Consider the following 18,926-nt stretch of genomic DNA (forward strand, 5'->3'; position numbering starts at 1 on the left):
TCATTGCTCCTTTTCAAGCCAGAACCGCCATGGGAAATCCTTTGCCTCCTCCGCGTAGTCCACACCGATGCGCGGCCCGGTGCAAAGCCGCTCCGGTTCGTGGGGCGGCTCCGCAAGGCCGATGTCTGCAAGGGAATCGCAGAGGAACAGCGTGTCCCCCGTCAGGTCCAGCCGGTTCTGCGCCGTGGTGAGGTCCAGCGCTTTGCAGATCTTGCCGGGGCCGTTGAGAAAGTTTTTCCGGCGGTAAGCGTTCATGGGGGCGTCCCCATAGCGCAGACGCCGCATGACGTCACCCCCTGCCGTGCCCTCCAGCGCCCGCAGCAAAACGGCGGCAGGCTCGCCCTCCGGCTCCGTGACGAAGTTCAGGCAGTGGTACATCCCGTAGATGAAATAGATATAGGCGTGGCCGGGGGCCATAAACAGCGTTTCCGTCCGGGCGGTGCGGCGGTAATTGTAGGCGTGGCACGCCTTGTCGCACCGACCGATGTACGCCTCCGTCTCCGTGATGCGGCCCGCCAGCAGCGTGCCGCCATAGCTTCGCACCAGATATTTTCCCAGCAGAGCAGGGGCCACCGTCAGAGTGTCCCGGTCAAAAAAATCGCGGGTCAGCTTTGCCATAGCGCATCTCCCAATAAAAAGCGGCAAAAATGTTGTAAAAATCCACAAAAGCGGCGGAAAATCCCCGGCGGCTTTTGCAGTCCGCAGAAAAGTGAGGACAGCCCCCTTGCGGAGCGGGCCGATTTTTACTATAATCGAACAATCAAATTTTTTTTATTTTATCATATCTTTTGAAGGGGAGCAAGTTTTATGAAGCACAATTCCCTGCGGCAGTCCTCCTACGCCGTTTTGGCGGCGCTGATCTGGGGAACGGCCTTTGTGGCGCAGAGCATGGCGGCTGGGGCCGTGCCCTCCTTTGCGTTCAACGCGTCCCGGGCGGTCATTGCCTTTGCTTTTTTGCTGGTGCTGTGCGTGGTTCTGCGGGCAGTCCGCAGGCGGCAGGGCAAGCCCGTCAGCACCACCCGGTCGAAAAAGGACCTGCTGCTGGGAGGCCTTTGCTGCGGCGTTGCCATGGGCCTTGCCACCTATCTTCAGCAAAAGGGCTTGGAGACCACTACCTCCGGCAAGGCGAGCTTTATTACAACGCTTTACATTGTGCTGATACCCATTGCCGGCCTTTTTATGAAAAAGCGGGTGCCCCGCACCATCTGGCTCAGCGTGGCGCTGGCGGTGGTGGGCTTGTACTGCCTGTGCGTTACGGAGAGCTTTACCATTTCCTCCGGCGATCTCTGCGTGCTGCTGTGCGCCTTTGTGTTCACGGGACAGATTCTCTTTGTGGACCATTTTGCAAAATATGTGGACGGAGTGGAGCTCTCCTGCGCCCAGTTTTTCTTTATGACCATTTTTTCGCTGGCAGGGACGCTGCTCTTTGAGACGCCCACATGGGCGGGGATTCAGGGCGCCATGGGGCAGATTTTGTATGTGGGAATTTTGTCCAGCGGCGTTGCCTACACGCTTCAGATCATGGCGCAGAAGGATTCCGACCCTGCGGTCATCTCGCTGCTGCTGAGTCTTGAATCCGTGTTTGCCGCCATCTCCGGCGCCGTGATTTTGGGGGACCGCCTCAGCGGCCGGGAGTATTTCGGCTGTGCGGTAATGCTGGCGGCAGTGGTGCTGGCCCAGCTCCCGGAAAAGAAAAAGGCGGCGGTGTGACCGCAAAGGACCATTTTAGACAGCGAAGCCGAAGGGCTTCGCTGTTTTTCTGCGCGGAGAGGGGGGCTGCCCTCTTGAAAAACGGTGGGGCGGTGTGGTATACTTTATCCTGTATTACTATGGTACTGGCTGCCATTCGGGAGTACGGTATCATCTGTTGACAGGTGCATAGACACCTGTCAATGGACGGCATGAAAGGTGGAGCGTATGCGAATCAACGTATTGGGCGTTGGCTTTGATAATTTGACGCTGCGGGAGGCCATTGACCGGGGCGCGGCGCTGCTGGACGAGGCGGGCTGTCACTATGTGGTGACGCCCAACCCGGAGATCGTGGAGGTCTGCCGGGAAAACCCGGAGGCCATGCGGGCGGTCAACGGCGCGGCGCTGGTGCTGCCGGACGGAATCGGCGTCATCAAGGGCGCGGCCATGCTGGGAACGCCCCTGAAGGAAAAGACCCCCGGCATTGAATTTGCCATGGGGCTCATGGGTAAAATGGCGGAGCGGGGGAAATCCCTTTATCTGCTGGGAGCAAAGCCCGGCGTGGCGGAGCAGGCGGCAGCGCGTCTGAAGGCCCAATATCCCGGACTGAAAATTGCCGGGACCCATGATGGATACTTTAAAGAGGATGCGCCTGTTGTCGAAGCAATTCGGGAAAGCGGCGCGGACTGCGTGTTCGTGTGTCTTGGCGCGCCGAAGCAGGAGCTGTGGATGGAAAAGAACGGCCCCGCCACCGGGGCGCGGCTGCTGTGCGGCCTCGGCGGAAGCATGGATGTCTTCGCCGGCACCGTGGAGCGGGCGCCGAAGTTCTGGTCCGATCATGGGTTGGAGTGGTTCTACCGGCTGTGTAAGGAGCCCAAGCGCCTCGGACGGATGCTGCGCCTGCCGCTGTTCCTCGTCCATGTGCGGCAGGAGAAAAGGAGCAGAAAATGAAAGGGAAGCTCATCGTATTCGAGGGGACGGACGGTTCCGGCAAGGCCACGCAGTCCCGGCTGCTGTGCGAGCGGCTGACGCGTGAGGGCGTTGCCTATAAAAATATCGACTTTCCCCGGTACGGAAAGCCCTCTGCCGCTATGGTGCAGGAGTATCTGGACGGGAAGCTGGGCCGCCATCCCGGCGATGTGAACGCTTATGCGGCGTCACTGATGTTTTCCATGGACCGCTATGCCTCCTATAAGCAGGACTGGGGCGCATTTTACGAAAGCGGCGGGCTGGTGATCGCGGACCGCTATACCACCTCCAACGCGGTGCATCAGGCGTCCAAGCTGCCGGAGGGGGAGCGGGAGGCATTTTTGGACTGGCTGTTCGATTTGGAATACCGGCTGTTGGGACTGCCAGAGCCGGATCTGGTGCTGTATCTGGATATGCCAACGGAAATCACGGAGAAAATGCTGCGGCAGCGGGAGCAGGCCGCCGGGACACATGCCGATATTCATGAGCAGGATGAGGCGTATCTGAAGGCGTGCCGGGAGAATGCCCGGGCCATTGTGCGCCGCTGCGGCTGGCAGGTCATCGACTGCGCCGAAAACGGCGCGCCCCGGACGCCGGAGGATATCCATAATGAGGTATACCGGCGAGTGCGGGCCCTGCTGTAGGGCCTGTCCATGGCGGCGGGAGGTGCCCGCCGGAGCGTCAGCAACAGGAATTGCCGCAGCTGCAGTTGTTGCCGCAGCCGCTGCCGTTTCCGCAGCAGACGAAAAGCAAAATGACGATGAGGATGAGCCAAAGACAGGAATTGCTGTTGTCATTGCAGCACACGATGCTACCACCTCGCTCTCGGTTTTAGACTATTCTATGCGGCGCAGGCGCAGAACCGGGCCTGACCGCCGAAAAAAGAGCTGATTTTTGAAATTTTGGCCGCTTTGCAATGGCGGCCGCGCAAGGAGGAACTCATGTCCGACTATCGAAAAGACGAAACCGCCAGTTGGGATACCCGGCAGGTCCGGGAGGCTGCGGCCCACAGAGAGGAGAACCATCCGCAGACGTACCGCCATCGTCGCCGTCGGCGGCGCAATCCCGTGCTGGCTGTGGGCGGATATCTTGTATGCGTGCTGGTGCTCTCCGCGCTGCTGGCAGGCGTGGGCTGGATGCTCGGCTCCGACCTGTGCGCCTTTAACCGGGGCGCGCTGACCACCGCCACGATCGAGGTAACGGCGGATGACACCGTGGCAACGGTGGCGGATAAGCTGCAGGACGCGGGGCTGATCAAGTACAAATGGTTCTTCAAGCTCTTTGCGGGCCTTGCTCACGCCGATAAGAAAATTGGCATCGGCACGTATGAGCTGAACACGGAAATGGACTACCGGGCGCTGATTCTCGGGATGCACAACGCCTCCGGCAACATGACGGCGGAGACCGTTACCGTCACCATTCCGGAGGGCTACACGGTGATGCAGACCATCCGGCTTTTGGCGGAAAAGGGCGTGAACACCGGGGAAAATCTGTTAGAGGCCGCGAAAACGGCCACGTATGACTACAGCTTCATCGACAATAAATCCGAGGACATTTCCCGTCTGGAGGGCTACCTGTTCCCGGATACCTATGAGTTCTATAAGAACCACAACGCCAAGAGCGCACTGGGGAAGCTCATTGACACCTTTGCCGAGCATATCGATGAGGACGCCTACAGCGAGTCCAAGGCCAAGGCCATGGGCTACAGCATGAAACAGGTTGTCATCATCGCGTCTCTCATCGAAAAAGAGACGGATGGCAGCGATCAGGCCGATATTGCCTCCGTTATCTATAACCGTCTGCAAAAGCCCGGCGAAACGGCGGGACTATTGCAGATCGACGCGGCGCTGCTGTACGGCCTGCCGGACCACACCGGCACCATTACCAACGCGGACAAAGCGGTGGACACGCCTTATAACCTGTATATCCACAAGGGCCTGCCGCCCACGCCCATTGCAAACCCCGGCAGCACGGCGCTGAGCGCGGCCATGAACCCCAATGACACCGCCTATTACTACTATGCGCTGGGGAAGGACGGAAAGCATCACTTCTCTGCCACGCTGGCAGAACACAACGCCTTTGTGGGGAGCAGTGAGTATGCCGGATAAAAAAAGAAAGCTGCCGGAGCTGCTGGCTCCGGCAGGGGATATGGAGCGGCTGAAAATGTCCGTGCTCTACGGCGCGGACGCTGTCTATCTGGCCGGTACGGATTTCGGAATGCGGGCCTTTGCCGGAAACTTTTCCCCGGAGGAGCTGAAGGAGGCCGTGGCCTATGCCCACGGCCATGGCGTCCGGGTCCACTGCACCATCAACACCATGCCCCGGGGGAACGAGATCGTCCGCCTGCCGGAGCATCTGGAACGGCTGGATGACGCCGGGGTGGACGCACTGATTGTGGCGGATTTGGGCGCTTTCACGCTGGCGGGAAAATATGCGCCCCACTGCCAGCGGCACATTTCCACACAGGCCAGCATTTCTAATTTCGTGACCGCCAACGCCTGGTATGATTTGGGTGCCTCCCGGGTGATTTTGGCTCGGGAGCTGAGTTTGGAGGAGATTCGCACCATCCGGGAAAAGACACCCCCAGAGCTGGAGATCGAAGCCTTCGTACACGGCGCCATGTGTGTCAGCTATTCCGGGCGGTGCCTGCTGAGCAATTATATGACGGGGCGGGACGCCAGCCGCGGCGCCTGTGCCCAGCCCTGCCGCTATCACTATGCCTTGATGGAGGAAAAGCGCCCCGGCGAATATTTCCCCATTGAGGAGGATGAAAAGGGCAGTTACATCTTAAATTCCCGGGATATGTGTATGATCGACCATCTGGACGATCTGCTGGACGTGGGCCTTTCCAGTCTGAAGATCGAGGGACGGGCCAAGTCAGCCTACTATGCCGCTGTTGTCACCGGCGCGTACCGGCACTGCTTGGATGATGCCGCCGCGGGCCGCCCCATCGACCCGGTGTGGCGGGACGAGGTGGAGCATGTGAGCCACCGGCCCTATTCCACCGGCTTTTATTACGGCTACCCCGGCCAGTATTATGAAAACTCCCGCTACATCCGGGAGTGGCAGGTGGTGGCGCTGGTAACGGAGTGCGACGCGGCGGGCAACGCCGTGATCTCTTTGCGGAACAAATTCCGCACCGGGGACACCGTGGAGCTGGTAGGCCCCGATCTGCGGCCGTTTTCCGTGACCGTTCCGGAAATGCGGGACGAGAGTGGCACGGTGGTGGAGGAGCCCCGGAACCCGCAGATGCTTTTGAAGCTCAAGCTGCCCTGCCATGTGCCCCCCATGACACTGGTGCGGCATCAGGTGGAGCTGTCGGCAAAATAAATTCGGAAAGAGAAGGGGAAACGCTATGAACGCAGATGTTGTCATCATCGGCGCCGGCCCTGCCGGTATTTTTACCGCCCTTGAAATGATTAAAAAGGGAAGCCATCAGAAAATCATCATGGTGGAAAAGGGGCAGGCGGTGGAGAACCGCCACTGCCCCAAGGACAAGACGAAAAAGTGCGTGAACTGCAAGCCGTACTGCCACATCACCACCGGCTTTTCCGGCGCGGGCGCTTTCTCGGACGGTAAGCTGTCCCTGAGCTACGAGGTGGGCGGCGACCTGCCGACTCTCATCACGCCGGAACTGGCCCAGGAGACCATCAACTATGCAGACCAGATCTATCTGGATTTCGGTGCGGACGCGCACATTGAGGGTCTCGGTAATGACGAGGAGCGCAAGGAGATCCGCAAGCACGCCATTCAGGCAGGCTTGAAGCTGGTGGACTGCCCTATCCGCCACATGGGTACGGAAAAGGCGCAGGGTATTTACTATGCCATTGAGAAGTATCTGCAGGAAAACGGCGTGGAGATGTACTTCGGCTATGAGTGCAGCAACCTGATTTTGGAGCAGGACGTCTGCCGGGGCGTTTCCGTGTCCAACGGCAAGGTCGATTTGGAAATTTACGCCAAGCACACCGTGGTGGCCACCGGCCGCCGGGGCGCGGACTGGCTGGAAAAGCTCTGCGCGGAGCACAACATCGCTCACGCCCCCGGTACTGTGGACATCGGCGTTCGCGTGGAGGTCCGCAACGAGGTCATGGAGACCGTGAACCGGGTGCTCTACGAATCTAAGCTGGTGGGCTATCCCCGGCCCTTTAAGAACAAGGTTCGCACGTTCTGCCAGAACCCCGGCGGCTTTGTCAGTCAGGAGAATTACGATAACAATCTGGCCGTGGTGAACGGACACTCCTACAAGGAGAAAAAGAGCGACAACACGAACCTCTCTATTCTCTGCTCCCACAACTTCTCCGTGCCCTTTAACCAGCCCATTGCCTACGCTCAGAAGGTGGGCGAGCTGACCAACATGCTGGCAAACGGACAAATTCTGGTCCAGCGCTTCGGCGATATTCTGGACGGGAAGCGGACATGGCAGAAGGAGCTGGCCCAGTCAAATATCCGGCCCACCCTGCCGGACGCCGTGGCCGGCGACATCACCGCCGCCATGCCCTACCGGGCCATGATCAACATCATCAACTTCATTCAGGCCATGGACTATGTGGTGCCGGGCTTTGCGGCCTACGAAACGCTGCTGTATTCCCCGGAGCTGAAGTTCTATTCCAACCGGGTGAAGATGGACACGGATTTCAATACCAGTCTGCAGGGCCTTCACTGTCTGGGCGACAGCTCCGGCTGGACCCGGGGACTGATGATGGCCTCCGTCATGGGTGTGCTCATGGGCCGCAAAATTGCCGAGGAGGGCTGAAGCACCGTGGGGCTTTCAACACTGCGATAGAAAAAGCACCGGCTGAAGCGAGCGCTTCAGCCGATGCTTTTTATTTCAGGAGCTTTGTAAGGTCCGTTTTCATGGTGACGGTGTACCGGGGCAGGTCATGAAGACCGTCCGCAAGGTCGGCGCATCGGGGCGTTGTCATCAGCGATACCGGAAACAGCGCGTCCACCAGCGCCTTTGCGTCCGGGTCGGAGCAGCCGAAGGGATAGGCAAAGCAGGTGACGCCGCCCAGCTTTTCCACAATGCGGTCATGGCTGAGCTGAATGTCATCCAGCACCCGGGCCTTGAAATCCGCGTCGGACTCGCCTGCGCGGCGCTCCACGCCGTTGGCGCCCTGGGCGTCATAATTGCCCGAATCCTCGCCTAAATTGTGGAGCCGATAGCTGTGGGAGCCGATCTCCACCAGCCCGGAGTCCGTCATCTCCTGAAGCTCCGACCAGAAGCAGAAATTGTCCGCCGGGAGGTCCGGCATGAGGACGATGATGGAAATGCAGGCCTTGACGTTGTATTTCTGCAAAATGGGGTAGAGGAGCTTATAGTTGCTGCGGTAGCCGTCATCAAAGGTGATGAGAATGGGCTTTTCCGGCAGCGGGCCGCCCGCTGCCAGTTCCCGGGGCAGCACCGGCGTGTAGCCAAGGGCTAAAATGGTCTCTAAATCGGAGCGGAGCTTGGAGGGGGTCACCGTCATGTCATTGCAGTCCTGCCCGTCCTCTACCAGATGGTGATACATCAGCACCGGCAGCGGCTCACGGACAGCCTTCGGCAGGCGGTAAATATAAACGCAGAGCAGCGCACAGAAAATCAGCATGGTGAAAGGAACGCCGAAGCGGCGGAGAAGCTGTTTCATAGAGAATCCTTCCTTTCGGGGCCGCCGCCCGCACTCAGGCGGGCGGCGGATATTTTGATCAGCATAGCACAGCCCTGCCGAAAAATTATGAACTGGGGATGAACAAATGCGTCAGGAGGCGGTGTCAGCCTGCTCCGGCGTGTAGATTTGGAGGGCGCTTCCGTCGAAATAGACATAGCGGGTGAAAGAGGCGGCGCCCGCTTCATTGACGGCGCCGGAAACGGTCAGGCGGCGGTGGTTGAAGTCCCACGCTGCCGCGTCCCATGGGCCTATTTCGGGCCAAGCGGACTGCATCAGCGCCCTGACGTCCGCCGCGTAGAGCCGACCCTCCCGGCGGAAGAACAGTTGGGCGCTGTACGGAGAGGCCGCGCACAGCTCATTGCTCCCGTCACCGTCCAAATCGACGATCTGCGGGTCATCGCCCATGGCGCGGGCCAGCAGATAGGGCGTGCCATCAGGGTCCAGATAGTAATAGTCGGTCACGGAGACAACCTCCTGCTCCGAATCACCGTTCAGATAATCAAAGTAGGTCATGGAGAAGCCGCTGTGACCCAACAGATCGTAATAGTAGGAAAGACGGACAGCGTCCAGATCATTTTTGATGCTGCTGTCATATGGGAATACGAAAAATTCGTCTCCCTCCCACATGGCTGGCGAAGCCCCTTGAGTCTCGGAGTCCCGCAGGAGGACAGCGTGGACATGGCCATCCTTGGAAAGATAGGGACAGACTGTAAAGCTGTCGCTGTCGATATCGATGGTGTCCACCGAAATGGCTCTGCCCCGGTCGCCGGTGCTATCCGTGTAATCGACACGGCGGGTCGCTACTCTCTGTGGCTCATAGGGGGCGATATCCCCCAGCGGGACCATCAGCTCCGGCTCACCCTTCGGATAGGCAAGGGTGTCGGCCGGTTCCCCGTCTACCAGCAGGTGGGACACGAACCAGTAATTGCCGTTGCCCCGGTCCAGCAGGGTGACGCATTCGTCGGTTCTGCCGCCGTAATAGAAGTCCTTCCAGTAGAGGCGGACATAAATGCCCTCCCGCACACCGCCGGTAAAGGTGACAGAGCGGTAATTCGTATCGCCCCTGGAAAGATAGTATGCGTCATACTGCGGGAGATATTTGAAGTCATCTAAACCTACGCGGTTGGTCTGCGCCAGCGTCAGGCCGGTGGTTTCCAGCAGAAAAGCGTCAATGGAGGCAGTGGACATTTTCAGCGTGGGACAGATTTCCTGCCCATTGGCATCCAGCAGGGCTACCTGCTGCCGCTCGCCCTCTGTCATCTTATCGTTTCTGCCGGCGCCGTTATAGAGCAGGGAAAAGAGGTCGATCTCCTCCGGGCGCGCATACAGGCAGGAGAGGAACTGGTTGTGGAGCTTGGTGATCTCGTCGGCACTTGAATCCGTGGAAGCTACATTGAAAAATTCCTCGTTGAAAAAGGCCAGCTCGTCACCGGAGATGGGCTGCGGCTCCAGCAGTGCGTCGGGGCGGTCACAGGGCTTGTTGGAGCGGATATGGAAGCCCCCGTCCGACTGAGGCTCTACCGTGACGCAGGCCCAGGCGTCCGCCGTGGAATTGCTGGCAGGGTCCAGCACGTAGCTTGGGAGCTGGTAATAGAGGACATCTGTTTCCTCGCTTCGCTCCCCGGCGTAAAAGCGGACGGAGTGGGGAATATTGGTGTCCCCGTGGTAGTGGTAATAGGCGTCATAGTCCGGGAGGTACTGAAGGTCCTCCAGCGAGACCTTGTTCGTCTGCGCCAGCGTCAGACCCATCCACTTCTCAAGAATATCATCCGCCTGCTTTGTGGTGGTTCGGGTGAGGTCCACCTGCCAGTCCTCACCGTCAAAATAGGCGTCCGCCACAGCCTGACGCTCGGCCTGCGGCGTCTCCTGAGCGGGAGAATATCCGTTGGCGCCGTTATAGAAAAGCTGAAAGAGGTCAACGTCCTCGGGCCGGTCATAGACGGAGAGCAAAAATGCGGCGGGACTGAAAACACAGGTGTTCCCACTGGCGTCCGTCCACATATCCTTGGAATTGAAAACCTCGGTATAGGTGTTCAGCTCCGCAGGGGTCAGAACCGGCTCCGCCGCCGGATCGCGGCCAGCGAGGGCATCGGGCGTCTTTGCACCGGTAAAGGTCGCGGCGCAGAGCAGCGCAGCGGCCGTGACCGCCGCCAGCAGCGCCGCGCCCACAGTGCGGCGGTTTTCTGCAATGCGGGTGATGCGCTCCTTCAGGGCGTGCTTTCCGGCGGTCATGGTGGTGGCGGAGAGCATGGGATTTCCCGGGCGGCGGGCCACGGGAATGAGCCGCAGCAGCGTTTGGCCGTAGGGGAGGCGCTCCGCCTCGCCCAGCCGCCGCAGCGCGCCCTCGTCACAGGCCAGCTCGCAGTCCCGCCGGGAGACGATGGCGGCGATCCACACCAGAGGGTCGAACCAGTAGACCACAAGACACACGCATCGCAGCAGGCTCCACAGCGGGTCCAAATGGCGGGCATGGGTGGTTTCGTGAGCCAGAACGTGCCGCAGGGTCTCCGGGGATTCCACGGCGGCGGGGGTCAGGTAAACGGCGGGGCGAAGCAGCCCGAACAGGCAGGGGGAGGGCAGCCCCTCTGCAAGATACACCGGGTAACGGCAGTCCTCCGCAGGGTAGGGCGTCCGGTTCCGGCGGAGCCTTCGTGCAAAGCGGAGATTTGCCAGCAGGAACCATGCGGCCATCACCGCCATTCCGGCGTACCAGACACCCAGGAGCAGCGGCCCAAGAGGGAGCTGCTTTTTGTATTCAACGGCGTGGACCACGTTTTTCCCGTCAGTATACGTTACGATGTTGTCGGCTGAGGCGCTGTCGATTCGAAACGGCTGATAGGGGCCGGGCGTCTGGAGCGCGCCCTGCGGGGCGTAGACAATGGTCTCCCGGTAGGGGGTGGTGTACAGCGCCGGGGCGGTGATTCGCTCTGTCACCGGCTCCGCTGCGGTCAGGACGTTGTGCTCCATGGCGGGCAAACTGACCGGCACCAGCAGCCGCAGCGCCACCAGTCCCCACAGGGCGTACTGCACCCGGCGGGAGATGGCTTTTCGGAACAACCGCCGCAAAAGCAGCAGCGATAGAATGAGAACCGATGAGGTCAGCAGAATTTCCTTCATGTTTTTCCACCCGCTTTCTCCAAAATGGCGGACAGCTCCGCAATATCGTGCTCTGTCAGGGCGTTTTTCTCCACCATGGCGCTCATGAGCAGGCCGAGGCCGCCCACCTTATCCAGAAACGTTTCCGCTTCCGCCTCGATGGCGTCCTCCCGGACTACGGCGGGGAAATACAGCTTGGCCCGCCGGCCCTCCTCGTGCCGGACAGCGTTCTTGCCCTCCAGCCGGGAGAGCATGGTGATGACGGTGTTTTTCGACCAGCCGGTGTCCTCCCGCAGTGCGGCGGTCAGCTCCGTTATGGTCATAGGGGCGTTCTGCCACAGGCGGTTCATCAGCTTCCATTCGCTGTTGGAAAGATCAATTTTCATAGCGCACCTCGCTTGGTATACGGTTGTCTACCTTCTGTGGCCCCAGCGTAGCAGAAAGGTAGACAAATGTCAACCAAAATTTGGTTACAAAAAGAAACAGCCGGAAACGGAAATATTTTGGCGGCCCATGGCAAAACTTTTGCTCTGCCACCGTTGACCGAAAGCGAAATTTGCCGTAAAATAAATAGCCGAATGAAAAACATCAGAGGAGAACGCCATGACTGATTTTGAACAACGCTACGCGGTGGCCAGAAAGGCGGTCATCACCCGGGATCTGGCCCGGCTGAACCCCATGCAGCGGCAGGGGGCCATGACCACGGAGGGGCCGCTGCTGCTGCTGGCAGGCGCCGGCAGCGGTAAGACCACCGTGCTCATCCAGCGGGTTTACAACCTTTTGACCTATGGCCGGGGCAGCGACAGCGACGAGGTGCCGGATTGGGCCACGGAGGAGGACCTCGCGTTTTTGGAGCAGTTCCCGGAGCGGCCCAGCGAGGCGGAGGTGGAGCGGGCCCACCGGCTTTGCGCCGTGGCTGTGCCCCGCCCATGGGAGATCATTGCCATCACGTTTACCAACAAGGCGGCGGGGGAGCTGAAGGAGCGTCTGGCGGCCCGGCTGGGGCCTGCCGCCAACGATGTCTGGGCCTCCACGTTCCACTCCGCCTGCGTCCGCATCCTGCGGCGGGACATTGACCGCATCGGCTTCGACAAGGATTTCACCATTTACGATACCGACGATGCCAAGCGGGTGGTGAAAGACATTCTCAAGGAGCAGAATCTGGACGAGAAAACGTTCCCCATCCGCAGTGTGCTCTCGGCCATCAGCGCCTCCAAGGACCGCTACGAGGGGCCGGAGGTGTTCCGTAAAAAGGCGGAGGCCGCCAATGACTGGCGCATGACCCGCATCGCCAAAATTTACGCCGCCTATCAGCAAAAACTCAGCACGGCCAACGCGCTGGACTTTGATGACATCATCTACCACACTGTAACGCTGCTGCAAAAGGAGCCGGAGGTGCTGGACTATTACCAGAAAAAGTTCCGCTACGTGCTGGTGGACGAGTATCAGGACACAAACCATTTGCAGTATCTGCTCACAGGCCTGCTGGCGGGGGGCTGTCGGAACCTCTGCGTGGTGGGCGATGACGATCAGTCCATCTACCGCTTCCGGGGGGCCAATATCGAGAATATCCTGAATTTTGAAAAGCAGTACAAGGATGCCCGGGTCATCCGCCTGGAGCAGAATTACCGCTCCACCCAGCACATTCTGGATGCCGCCAACGCCGTCATCAAAAACAACGCCGGACGCAAGGGCAAGACCCTCTGGACGGACAACGGCAGCGGCGACACCGTGACGGTGAAAACAAACTTCAACGAGGGGGACGAGGCCAACTACGTGGCCGGGGACATCCTCATGGGCGTGAACCGGGGGCGCAGGTTCCGGGATACCGCCATTCTCTACCGCATGAACGCACAGTCCAACGCGCTGGAATATGCCCTGAAGCGCAACGCCATCCCCTATAAGGTGGTGGGCGGCATGAAGTTCTTTGACCGCGCCGAGGTCAAGGATATGCTGGCGTATTTGTGCGTACTGAATAACCCTATGGACGATCTGCGGCTGCGCCGCATCATCAATACCCCGGCCCGGGGCATCGGCGCAACCACCATGGACAAGGTGGCGGAGCTGGCGGCGGAGCAGGGGGCGTCCCTCTACGAGATCGTGCGGAACGCCGATTTATTCCCGGCGCTGAAAACGGCCTCTGCCAAGCTGGTGAAGTTTGCCGACCTGATCGACAATTTGAGAAAGGCAGGCGGTACGCTGGCTCTGCCGGAATTTTACGATGAGGTTTTGAACCAGACCGGCTATGTCAAGGCGCTGGAGGACAAAAACGATATGGAGAGCCGGGGCCGCATTGAAAACGTGCAGGAGCTGAAGTCCAACATCCTCGGCTTTTTGGAGCAGGACCCGGAGGACGCTACTCTTTCCGGCTTCCTGAATGAGATCGCCCTCTACACGGACCTCGACAGCGTGGAGGCGGACGATAACTGCGTGACCATGATGACCATTCACTCCGCAAAGGGACTGGAATTCCCGGTGGTGTATGTGGTGGGCATGGAGGAGGGAATCTTCCCCGGCTCCTCCGCCATGTACGATGAGGAAGAACTGGAGGAGGAGCGGCGGCTGTGCTACGTGGCCATGACCCGGGCAAGGGAAAAGCTGGTCATGACCAACGCCCGGCAGAGAATGCTCTATGGCCGCACCAGCGCCAATAAGGCCAGCCGGTTCCTGGAGGAGATTCCCGAGGAGGATATGCACTGGGAGAGCAAGCCGGAGCCTCGCTTCGGCGCGGCCAACGAGGAGGGCTTCGGCGGTAGCCGCTGGGACGATACGATGGGCAGTTCCTCTTATGGCGGCTATGGCGCGCAACGCTCCGCAGGGGGCTACGGCAGTGCCGGGACGGGCCGCTCCGGGGGCTATGTCAGCGGCGGCGTGCATACCTATAAAAGCGCAAAGCCCGCGCCCCAGACCCTCCGCACCAGCAGCCGGGGCAGTGCACCCGCCGCGCCGGCGGTGGAGCTGCTGCAGCTTCATCCGGGAGATCAGGTGGAGCACACCGCTTTCGGCAAGGGCAGCGTGGTGTCGGTAAAGCCTATGGGCGGTGACGCTCTGGCGGAGGTGGCCTTTGAGAGCGGCACGAAAAAACTGATGCTCAAATCCGCCGGCAAACATATGAAAAAGCTGTAAGCGCCCATCGGGACAAGCGGCTGAAAATACATTTTGAACGCGGCGCAATGCTGCGGCAGGAGGAAACAATATGAAGATCGCACTGCAATTTGCCATGCCCTCGGAATTTCACGCCATGCCGGGGGCAAAGGACATGGAGCCCTTTGAAACGGTATCCGGCGTTCCCTTTTACCGGGTGGAGCCGGACATTATCGCCTGCGCCGGGGGCGTCAGCAAGGTGAACGCCGCTATGGCGGCGGAGATTCTCTGCCTGAAATACGGCGTGGACCTTATTCTGAACGCGGGCGTGGCGGGCTGCCTGACGGATCTGCCTACCGGGAGCCTTGTGGTGGCGTCGGAATTCGTGCAGCATGATGTGGACACCACCGCAGTCGGCGACCCCATCGGCCTTGTGTCCACGGTAAACCGGGTGGAGTTCCCCACATGGGAGCCGGAGCGGTGCGTGAAGCTGCTGGCGGACATGGGGATTCACGCCGTTACGGGTCGGGTGGCCACAGGCGACTGGTTTGCCGTGAACTGTAAGCGGGCGGAGTTCATCCGGGATACGTTCCGTCCTGTTCTGACGGAGCAGGAGGGCGGCGCCATCGCGCAGGTATGCCTTCGCAACGGCGTGCGCTTCGTGGCGGTGAAGTCCATTTCCGACCACCTGTTCTCCGAAAACCAGCAGGAGGAATATTTCAATTTCGGCGAGGCACTGGAAAACATGGGCACTATCGTGCTGCCGCTGGCCCGAAAGCTGAAGGAGGAAGCCTGATATGGAACAGATCGCCAGCTTTACCATCGACCACAACCGGCTGCAGCCGGGAATGTACCTTGCCCGCCGGGACGGGGACATCGTGACCCTTGACCTGCGGTTCAAAAAGCCCAACATGGGGGACCTGCTGTCCAACAGCGAGCTGCACTCCACGGAGCATCTGGTGGCCACAGCGCTGCGGAACGGAGAGGCAAAAGAGGCCGTGATCTACTTTGGCCCCATGGGCTGTCAGACTGGATTTTTCTTCCTGTTCGATGAGCGGAAGCTCACGTTGGAGGGCGCGGTGGCGCTGATGAAAAAGGCCTTTGCCGAGGCGGCGGCCTTTGAGGGGGAAATGCCCGGAAAAAGCCCCATTGAATGCGGAAATTACATCAATCTGGACGTGGAGACCGGCCGGGCTGTCTGCCGGTGGTACAGTGAGCTTATTCGGGACTGGACCGTGGAGCGGCTGTCCTACGATTGGCAGGGTAAATAAGCGCCGGAGCGGCATTTGCTGAAAATTGTTGTTGACAAATGGCGCAAAGCCGCTATAATAGGTTCAAACCGATAAAGGCTATGACAAAGTCAGCTGCTTAACACCGCACGGCAAGCGAGAGGGGACAGTGGAAGCCCTCAGTGCAGGAAAGGCAGCGCGCCGCTTTGGAGCAGCCCGCGAGGAGCGGGACGGTTCATCCCCGTTACGAGATGACATGAGATATTCCCGCCGTGCGCGCAGCGGGGATAGATCAGGGTGGTACCGTGGATATTTTTCGCCCCTGACAGTTGTCAGGGGCGATTTTATTTTAGCTTTTCAGCTTGTAAGGAGGAGTTTTCCCATGAGATTTTCCAGTAAAGTGCAGAAATGCCAGTTGTCCCCCGTGCGTAAGTTTAATCCCTGCGCCGAGGCAGCGGCGGCACAGGGCCGGATGATCTATCATCTGAATATCGGCCAGCCGGATGTGAAAACGCCGGAGGCCTTTTACGAGGCGATCCGTGATTTCAAGGCCGAAACGCTGGAATATGCGCCCGCTCCCGGCCTGCCGGCACACATCGAGGCGGTGCAGGCGTATTACGCAAAGCTGGGCGTGAAGCTGGATAAGGATGACATTCTGGCAACCTCCGGCGGCGGCGAGGCGCTGGAGTTCATCCTCGCCTGCATTCTGGACGAGGGGGACGAGCTGCTGGTGCCGGAACCCTATTACGCTAACTACAATACTTTTGCCTACATGGCCGGCGGCAAAATTCATCCCATCCCCACCTCCGCCGAAAACGGCTACCATTACGCGGAGCGCTCCCTCATTGAGCCGCACATCAACGCCCACACCCGGGGTATTTTGATTTCCAATCCCGGCAACCCCACCGGCGTGGTGCTCACCCGGGAGGAAATGCGCCTCATCGCGGACATCGTAAAGGAGCACGATTTGTTCCTTGTGGCGGACGAGGTGTACCGGGAGTTCATCTATGACGATGAGCCTATGGGCTCCTTCGGCGAGCTGGAGGATGTGAAGGACCGTGTGATTTTGGTGGACTCCGTTTCCAAGCGCTTCTCCGCCTGCGGCGCGCGGGTGGGCTCCATTATCTGCCGGAATAAGGAGTTCATGGCCGAGGCGCTGAAGCTGTGTCAGGGACGTCTTTGCAGCGCCACCATCGATCAGGTGGGCGCCGCCGCCATGTACCGCTCTGTGACGCCGGACTACTTCAAGGCGGTGCGGGACGAATACAAGAAGCGGCGGGACACCGTGGTGGAGGAGCTTGGTAAGCTCCCCGGCGTGAAGTTCGATGTTCCCGACGGCGCGTTCTACATGATGGTGACGCTGCCGGTGGACGATGCGGAAAAGCTCCAGTATTTTCTGCTGGAGGAATTTGAGGATAACGGCGAGACCGTGATGTACGCCCCCGGCAGCGGCTTCTATGCCGACCCGGACGATGGCCGCTGTGAGGTTCGCATTGCCTATGTCCATAACTGCGAGTATCTGCGCCGGGCCATTGAACTGCTGGGCCGGGGCATCGCGGCCTACAACAGGAAAAGGGGCGTGTAAAAATGCTGCGGCATATCGTAATGTGGAAGTTCCGTCCGGGGACCGAGGCGGAGCGGGACCTGTTTCTCACGGGGCTTCAGGGCCTCTATGGCGTGATTCCGGAGCTGAAGAGCTGCCGGGTCCTCCGGGGCATGGAGGGCAGCGATTATGACGCCGTGCTCATTTCGGAGTTTGAGAATCGGGAGGCGCTGGAGCGCTACAAAAACGATCCCCGGCACAAGGCGGTCTCCGCGCTGTGCAAATCCATTCGGACGGACCGGGCGGCGGTGGATTGTCTGCTGCCGGACTGAGGTAATATGAAAACACCGACTGACGGAGACGGCGTGCGCCGCACCTGTCAGCCGGTGTTTTTTTGCTTAAAAGAGACCATTCCACTGGCAGCGGGCAAGGTCTACCGTTCCCTCCGGGGTAAAGACAACGCCCTCCGCCTCCAGCAGCGCCCGCTGAGTGCCGGGGCCGTAGAGGTCAAAGCAGGATTTTGTGCCGCCGAAGCGGTCCACCACCCGATGACAGGGAACAGAGGGGTCACGGTTGGCGGCCATGGCGTAGCCTACGGTCCGGGCGCAGCGGGGCATCCCCGCAAGGCGCGCGACCTGTCCGTAGGTGGCCACGGTCCCGGCGGGGATATGGCAAACGATGTCATAAAAGCACTGAAAAATAAAACCGCTCATGGCCAAGCCTCCTGTTTTCAAGGGCAATAATACCACAGCGCTGCCAAAACCGCAAGACGGAGGGCAAAATGGTTGGTTGGGCCTTTTCATTTTCGGTGCTTTCCTATATAATAAGGAAGAAAGGATGTGGGCTCATGCTGCAATCAACGCTGTGCTATCTGGAACGGGGCGGAGCATATCTGATGCTCCACCGCGTAAAAAAGGAGCAGGACGCCAACCGGGATAAGTGGATCGGCGTCGGCGGAAAGTTTGAGGACAAGGAAAGCCCGGAGGACTGCCTTGTGCGGGAATGTTGGGAGGAAACGGGCCTGACGCTGACGGAGTACCGCTACCGGGGCCTTGTGACCTTTGTGAATACGCAGTGGCCCACGGAATATATGCACCTGTTCACGGCAACCGGCTGGATGGGAACGCCCCATCCCTGCGACGAGGGGGAGCTGGAATGGATTCCCAAGGCGGAGCTGAGGAAGCTGCCCATGTGGGCGGGAGACCGCATTTTTCTGCGGCTGCTGGATTCCAACGAGCCGTTTTTCTCGCTGAAGCTGTGCTATGACGGGGAGCGGCTGCTGTCGGCGGTGCTGAACGGAAAGCCCTTGGAGGTTGAGGCATGAAGAAAATTTTGATGTTCGGATTTCGGGATTTAGGCGAGATCATGAAAATTGCGGCGGCGGCAGAGCGCTGCGGCGCGGAGCTTCAGCCGGTGGGCCGGGAGAGCTGCACTCTGACGCTGGAGGCGCTGTCCCAAGGGAAAACCGGTGGGGCATCGAGTGTGCCGATAGGGAAAATGCTGGTATTCTGCGGACTGGACCGGGAACTGGACGCCCTTCTGGTGTCGCTGCGGCAGGCGGGTATCGTTTGTCTGAAGGCGGTGCTGACGCCGAATAACCGCACATGGACGCCGGAACGGCTTTACCGGGAGCTGGAGCGGGAGCGCCGGACCATGGGAGGACGGTAA

19 protein-coding genes are annotated in these 18,926 nt (G+C 59.8%); 14 read left to right on the plus strand and 5 right to left on the minus strand.

The window, feature by feature from the left end; translation table 11 throughout:
* The gene (locus PY311_RS03835) at positions 1–618 is read right to left on the minus strand and encodes a DNA-3-methyladenine glycosylase (protein WP_286147354.1); all 618 of its coding nucleotides are present in this window, start codon (positions 616–618) and stop codon (positions 1–3) included.
* A gap of 189 nt (positions 619–807) precedes the next feature.
* On the opposite strand from PY311_RS03835, the gene PY311_RS03840 reads away from it, so the two are divergent.
* The 6 genes from PY311_RS03840 (at position 808) to PY311_RS03865 (ending at position 7,411) form a co-directional block, all read left to right on the plus strand.
* The gene (locus PY311_RS03840; RefSeq protein ID WP_286147355.1) at positions 808–1,710 is read left to right on the plus strand and encodes a DMT family transporter; all 903 of its coding nucleotides are present in this window, start codon (positions 808–810) and stop codon (positions 1,708–1,710) included.
* Between the two features lie 207 nt (positions 1,711–1,917).
* Positions 1,918–2,640 carry a WecB/TagA/CpsF family glycosyltransferase gene (locus PY311_RS03845; RefSeq protein ID WP_286147356.1) on the plus strand — a complete coding sequence of 241 codons (723 nt, stop codon included), beginning with the start codon at positions 1,918–1,920 and terminating at the stop codon, positions 2,638–2,640.
* On the plus strand, positions 2,637–3,302 hold the full coding sequence (locus PY311_RS03850; protein ID WP_286147357.1) for a dTMP kinase: 666 nt from the start codon (positions 2,637–2,639) through the stop codon (positions 3,300–3,302). The genes PY311_RS03845 and PY311_RS03850 overlap by 4 nt, the downstream gene beginning before the upstream one ends.
* A 297-nt stretch (positions 3,303–3,599) precedes the next feature.
* Positions 3,600–4,766, plus strand: a complete 1,167-nt coding sequence (gene mltG, locus PY311_RS03855) for an endolytic transglycosylase MltG (protein ID WP_286147358.1) — start codon at positions 3,600–3,602, stop codon at positions 4,764–4,766.
* Positions 4,756–5,988 (plus strand): peptidase U32 family protein, encoded by a 1,233-nt coding sequence (locus tag PY311_RS03860; protein ID WP_286147359.1) that lies wholly within the window; start codon positions 4,756–4,758, stop codon positions 5,986–5,988. Before mltG ends, PY311_RS03860 begins: the two co-directional genes overlap by 11 nt.
* 25 nt (positions 5,989–6,013) lie before the next feature.
* Positions 6,014–7,411: an NAD(P)/FAD-dependent oxidoreductase gene (locus tag PY311_RS03865; RefSeq protein WP_286147360.1), complete on the plus strand. Its 1,398-nt coding sequence runs from the start codon at positions 6,014–6,016 to the stop codon at positions 7,409–7,411.
* Between the two features lie 70 nt (positions 7,412–7,481).
* Here the strand turns inward: PY311_RS03865 and PY311_RS03870 are convergent, their stop codons facing one another.
* From PY311_RS03870 to PY311_RS03880, 3 genes are all read right to left on the minus strand, one after another.
* The gene (locus PY311_RS03870; RefSeq protein WP_286147361.1) at positions 7,482–8,285 is read right to left on the minus strand and encodes a polysaccharide deacetylase family protein; all 804 of its coding nucleotides are present in this window, start codon (positions 8,283–8,285) and stop codon (positions 7,482–7,484) included.
* A 111-nt stretch (positions 8,286–8,396) separates the two neighbouring features.
* Positions 8,397–11,423 (minus strand): M56 family metallopeptidase, encoded by a 3,027-nt coding sequence (locus PY311_RS03875; protein WP_286147362.1) that lies wholly within the window; start codon positions 11,421–11,423, stop codon positions 8,397–8,399.
* Positions 11,420–11,788, minus strand: coding sequence for a BlaI/MecI/CopY family transcriptional regulator (locus PY311_RS03880; protein WP_286147363.1), 369 nt, complete (start codon positions 11,786–11,788; stop codon positions 11,420–11,422). The genes PY311_RS03875 and PY311_RS03880 overlap by 4 nt, the downstream gene beginning before the upstream one ends.
* A gap of 66 nt (positions 11,789–11,854) precedes the next feature.
* Here PY311_RS03880 and PY311_RS03885 point away from each other — a divergent pair, with 66 nt between their 5' ends.
* The 6 genes from PY311_RS03885 to PY311_RS03910 all read left to right on the plus strand — a co-directional run bounded on the left by PY311_RS03885 (position 11,855) and on the right by PY311_RS03910 (position 17,590).
* The gene (locus tag PY311_RS03885) at positions 11,855–12,013 is read left to right on the plus strand and encodes a hypothetical protein (protein WP_286147364.1); all 159 of its coding nucleotides are present in this window, start codon (positions 11,855–11,857) and stop codon (positions 12,011–12,013) included.
* Complete coding sequence (locus PY311_RS03890; RefSeq protein WP_286147365.1) at positions 12,006–14,528, plus strand: ATP-dependent helicase; 2,523 nt, start codon at positions 12,006–12,008, stop codon at positions 14,526–14,528. The genes PY311_RS03885 and PY311_RS03890 overlap by 8 nt, the downstream gene beginning before the upstream one ends.
* Positions 14,529–14,598: 70 nt before the next feature.
* Positions 14,599–15,282 (plus strand): 5'-methylthioadenosine/S-adenosylhomocysteine nucleosidase, encoded by a 684-nt coding sequence (locus PY311_RS03895; RefSeq protein ID WP_286147366.1) that lies wholly within the window; start codon positions 14,599–14,601, stop codon positions 15,280–15,282.
* A 1-nt stretch (position 15,283) separates the two neighbouring features.
* Positions 15,284–15,757, plus strand: coding sequence for an S-ribosylhomocysteine lyase (locus PY311_RS03900; protein WP_286147367.1), 474 nt, complete (start codon positions 15,284–15,286; stop codon positions 15,755–15,757).
* Between the two features lie 340 nt (positions 15,758–16,097).
* A complete protein-coding gene (locus tag PY311_RS03905) occupies positions 16,098–17,300 on the plus strand; it encodes a pyridoxal phosphate-dependent aminotransferase (protein ID WP_286147368.1) in 1,203 nt (400 codons plus the stop codon).
* 2 nt (positions 17,301–17,302) lie between these two features.
* Positions 17,303–17,590, plus strand: coding sequence for a Dabb family protein (locus PY311_RS03910; RefSeq protein ID WP_286147369.1), 288 nt, complete (start codon positions 17,303–17,305; stop codon positions 17,588–17,590).
* A 66-nt stretch (positions 17,591–17,656) separates the two neighbouring features.
* Here the strand turns inward: PY311_RS03910 and PY311_RS03915 are convergent, their stop codons facing one another.
* Entirely contained in the window at positions 17,657–17,971 is a 315-nt protein-coding gene (locus PY311_RS03915; RefSeq protein WP_286147370.1) for an MGMT family protein, read from the minus strand.
* A gap of 134 nt (positions 17,972–18,105) precedes the next feature.
* On the opposite strand from PY311_RS03915, the gene PY311_RS03920 reads away from it, so the two are divergent.
* Positions 18,106–18,582 (plus strand): NUDIX hydrolase, encoded by a 477-nt coding sequence (locus PY311_RS03920; RefSeq protein WP_286147371.1) that lies wholly within the window; start codon positions 18,106–18,108, stop codon positions 18,580–18,582.
* Entirely contained in the window at positions 18,579–18,926 is a 348-nt protein-coding gene (locus PY311_RS03925) for a DUF3783 domain-containing protein (protein WP_286147372.1), read from the plus strand. Before PY311_RS03920 ends, PY311_RS03925 begins: the two co-directional genes overlap by 4 nt.

Origin of the sequence: Neopoerus faecalis (assembly GCF_029218125.1) — a bacterium.
Classification (GTDB): domain Bacteria; phylum Bacillota; class Clostridia; order Oscillospirales; family Oscillospiraceae; genus Oscillibacter; species Oscillibacter faecalis_A.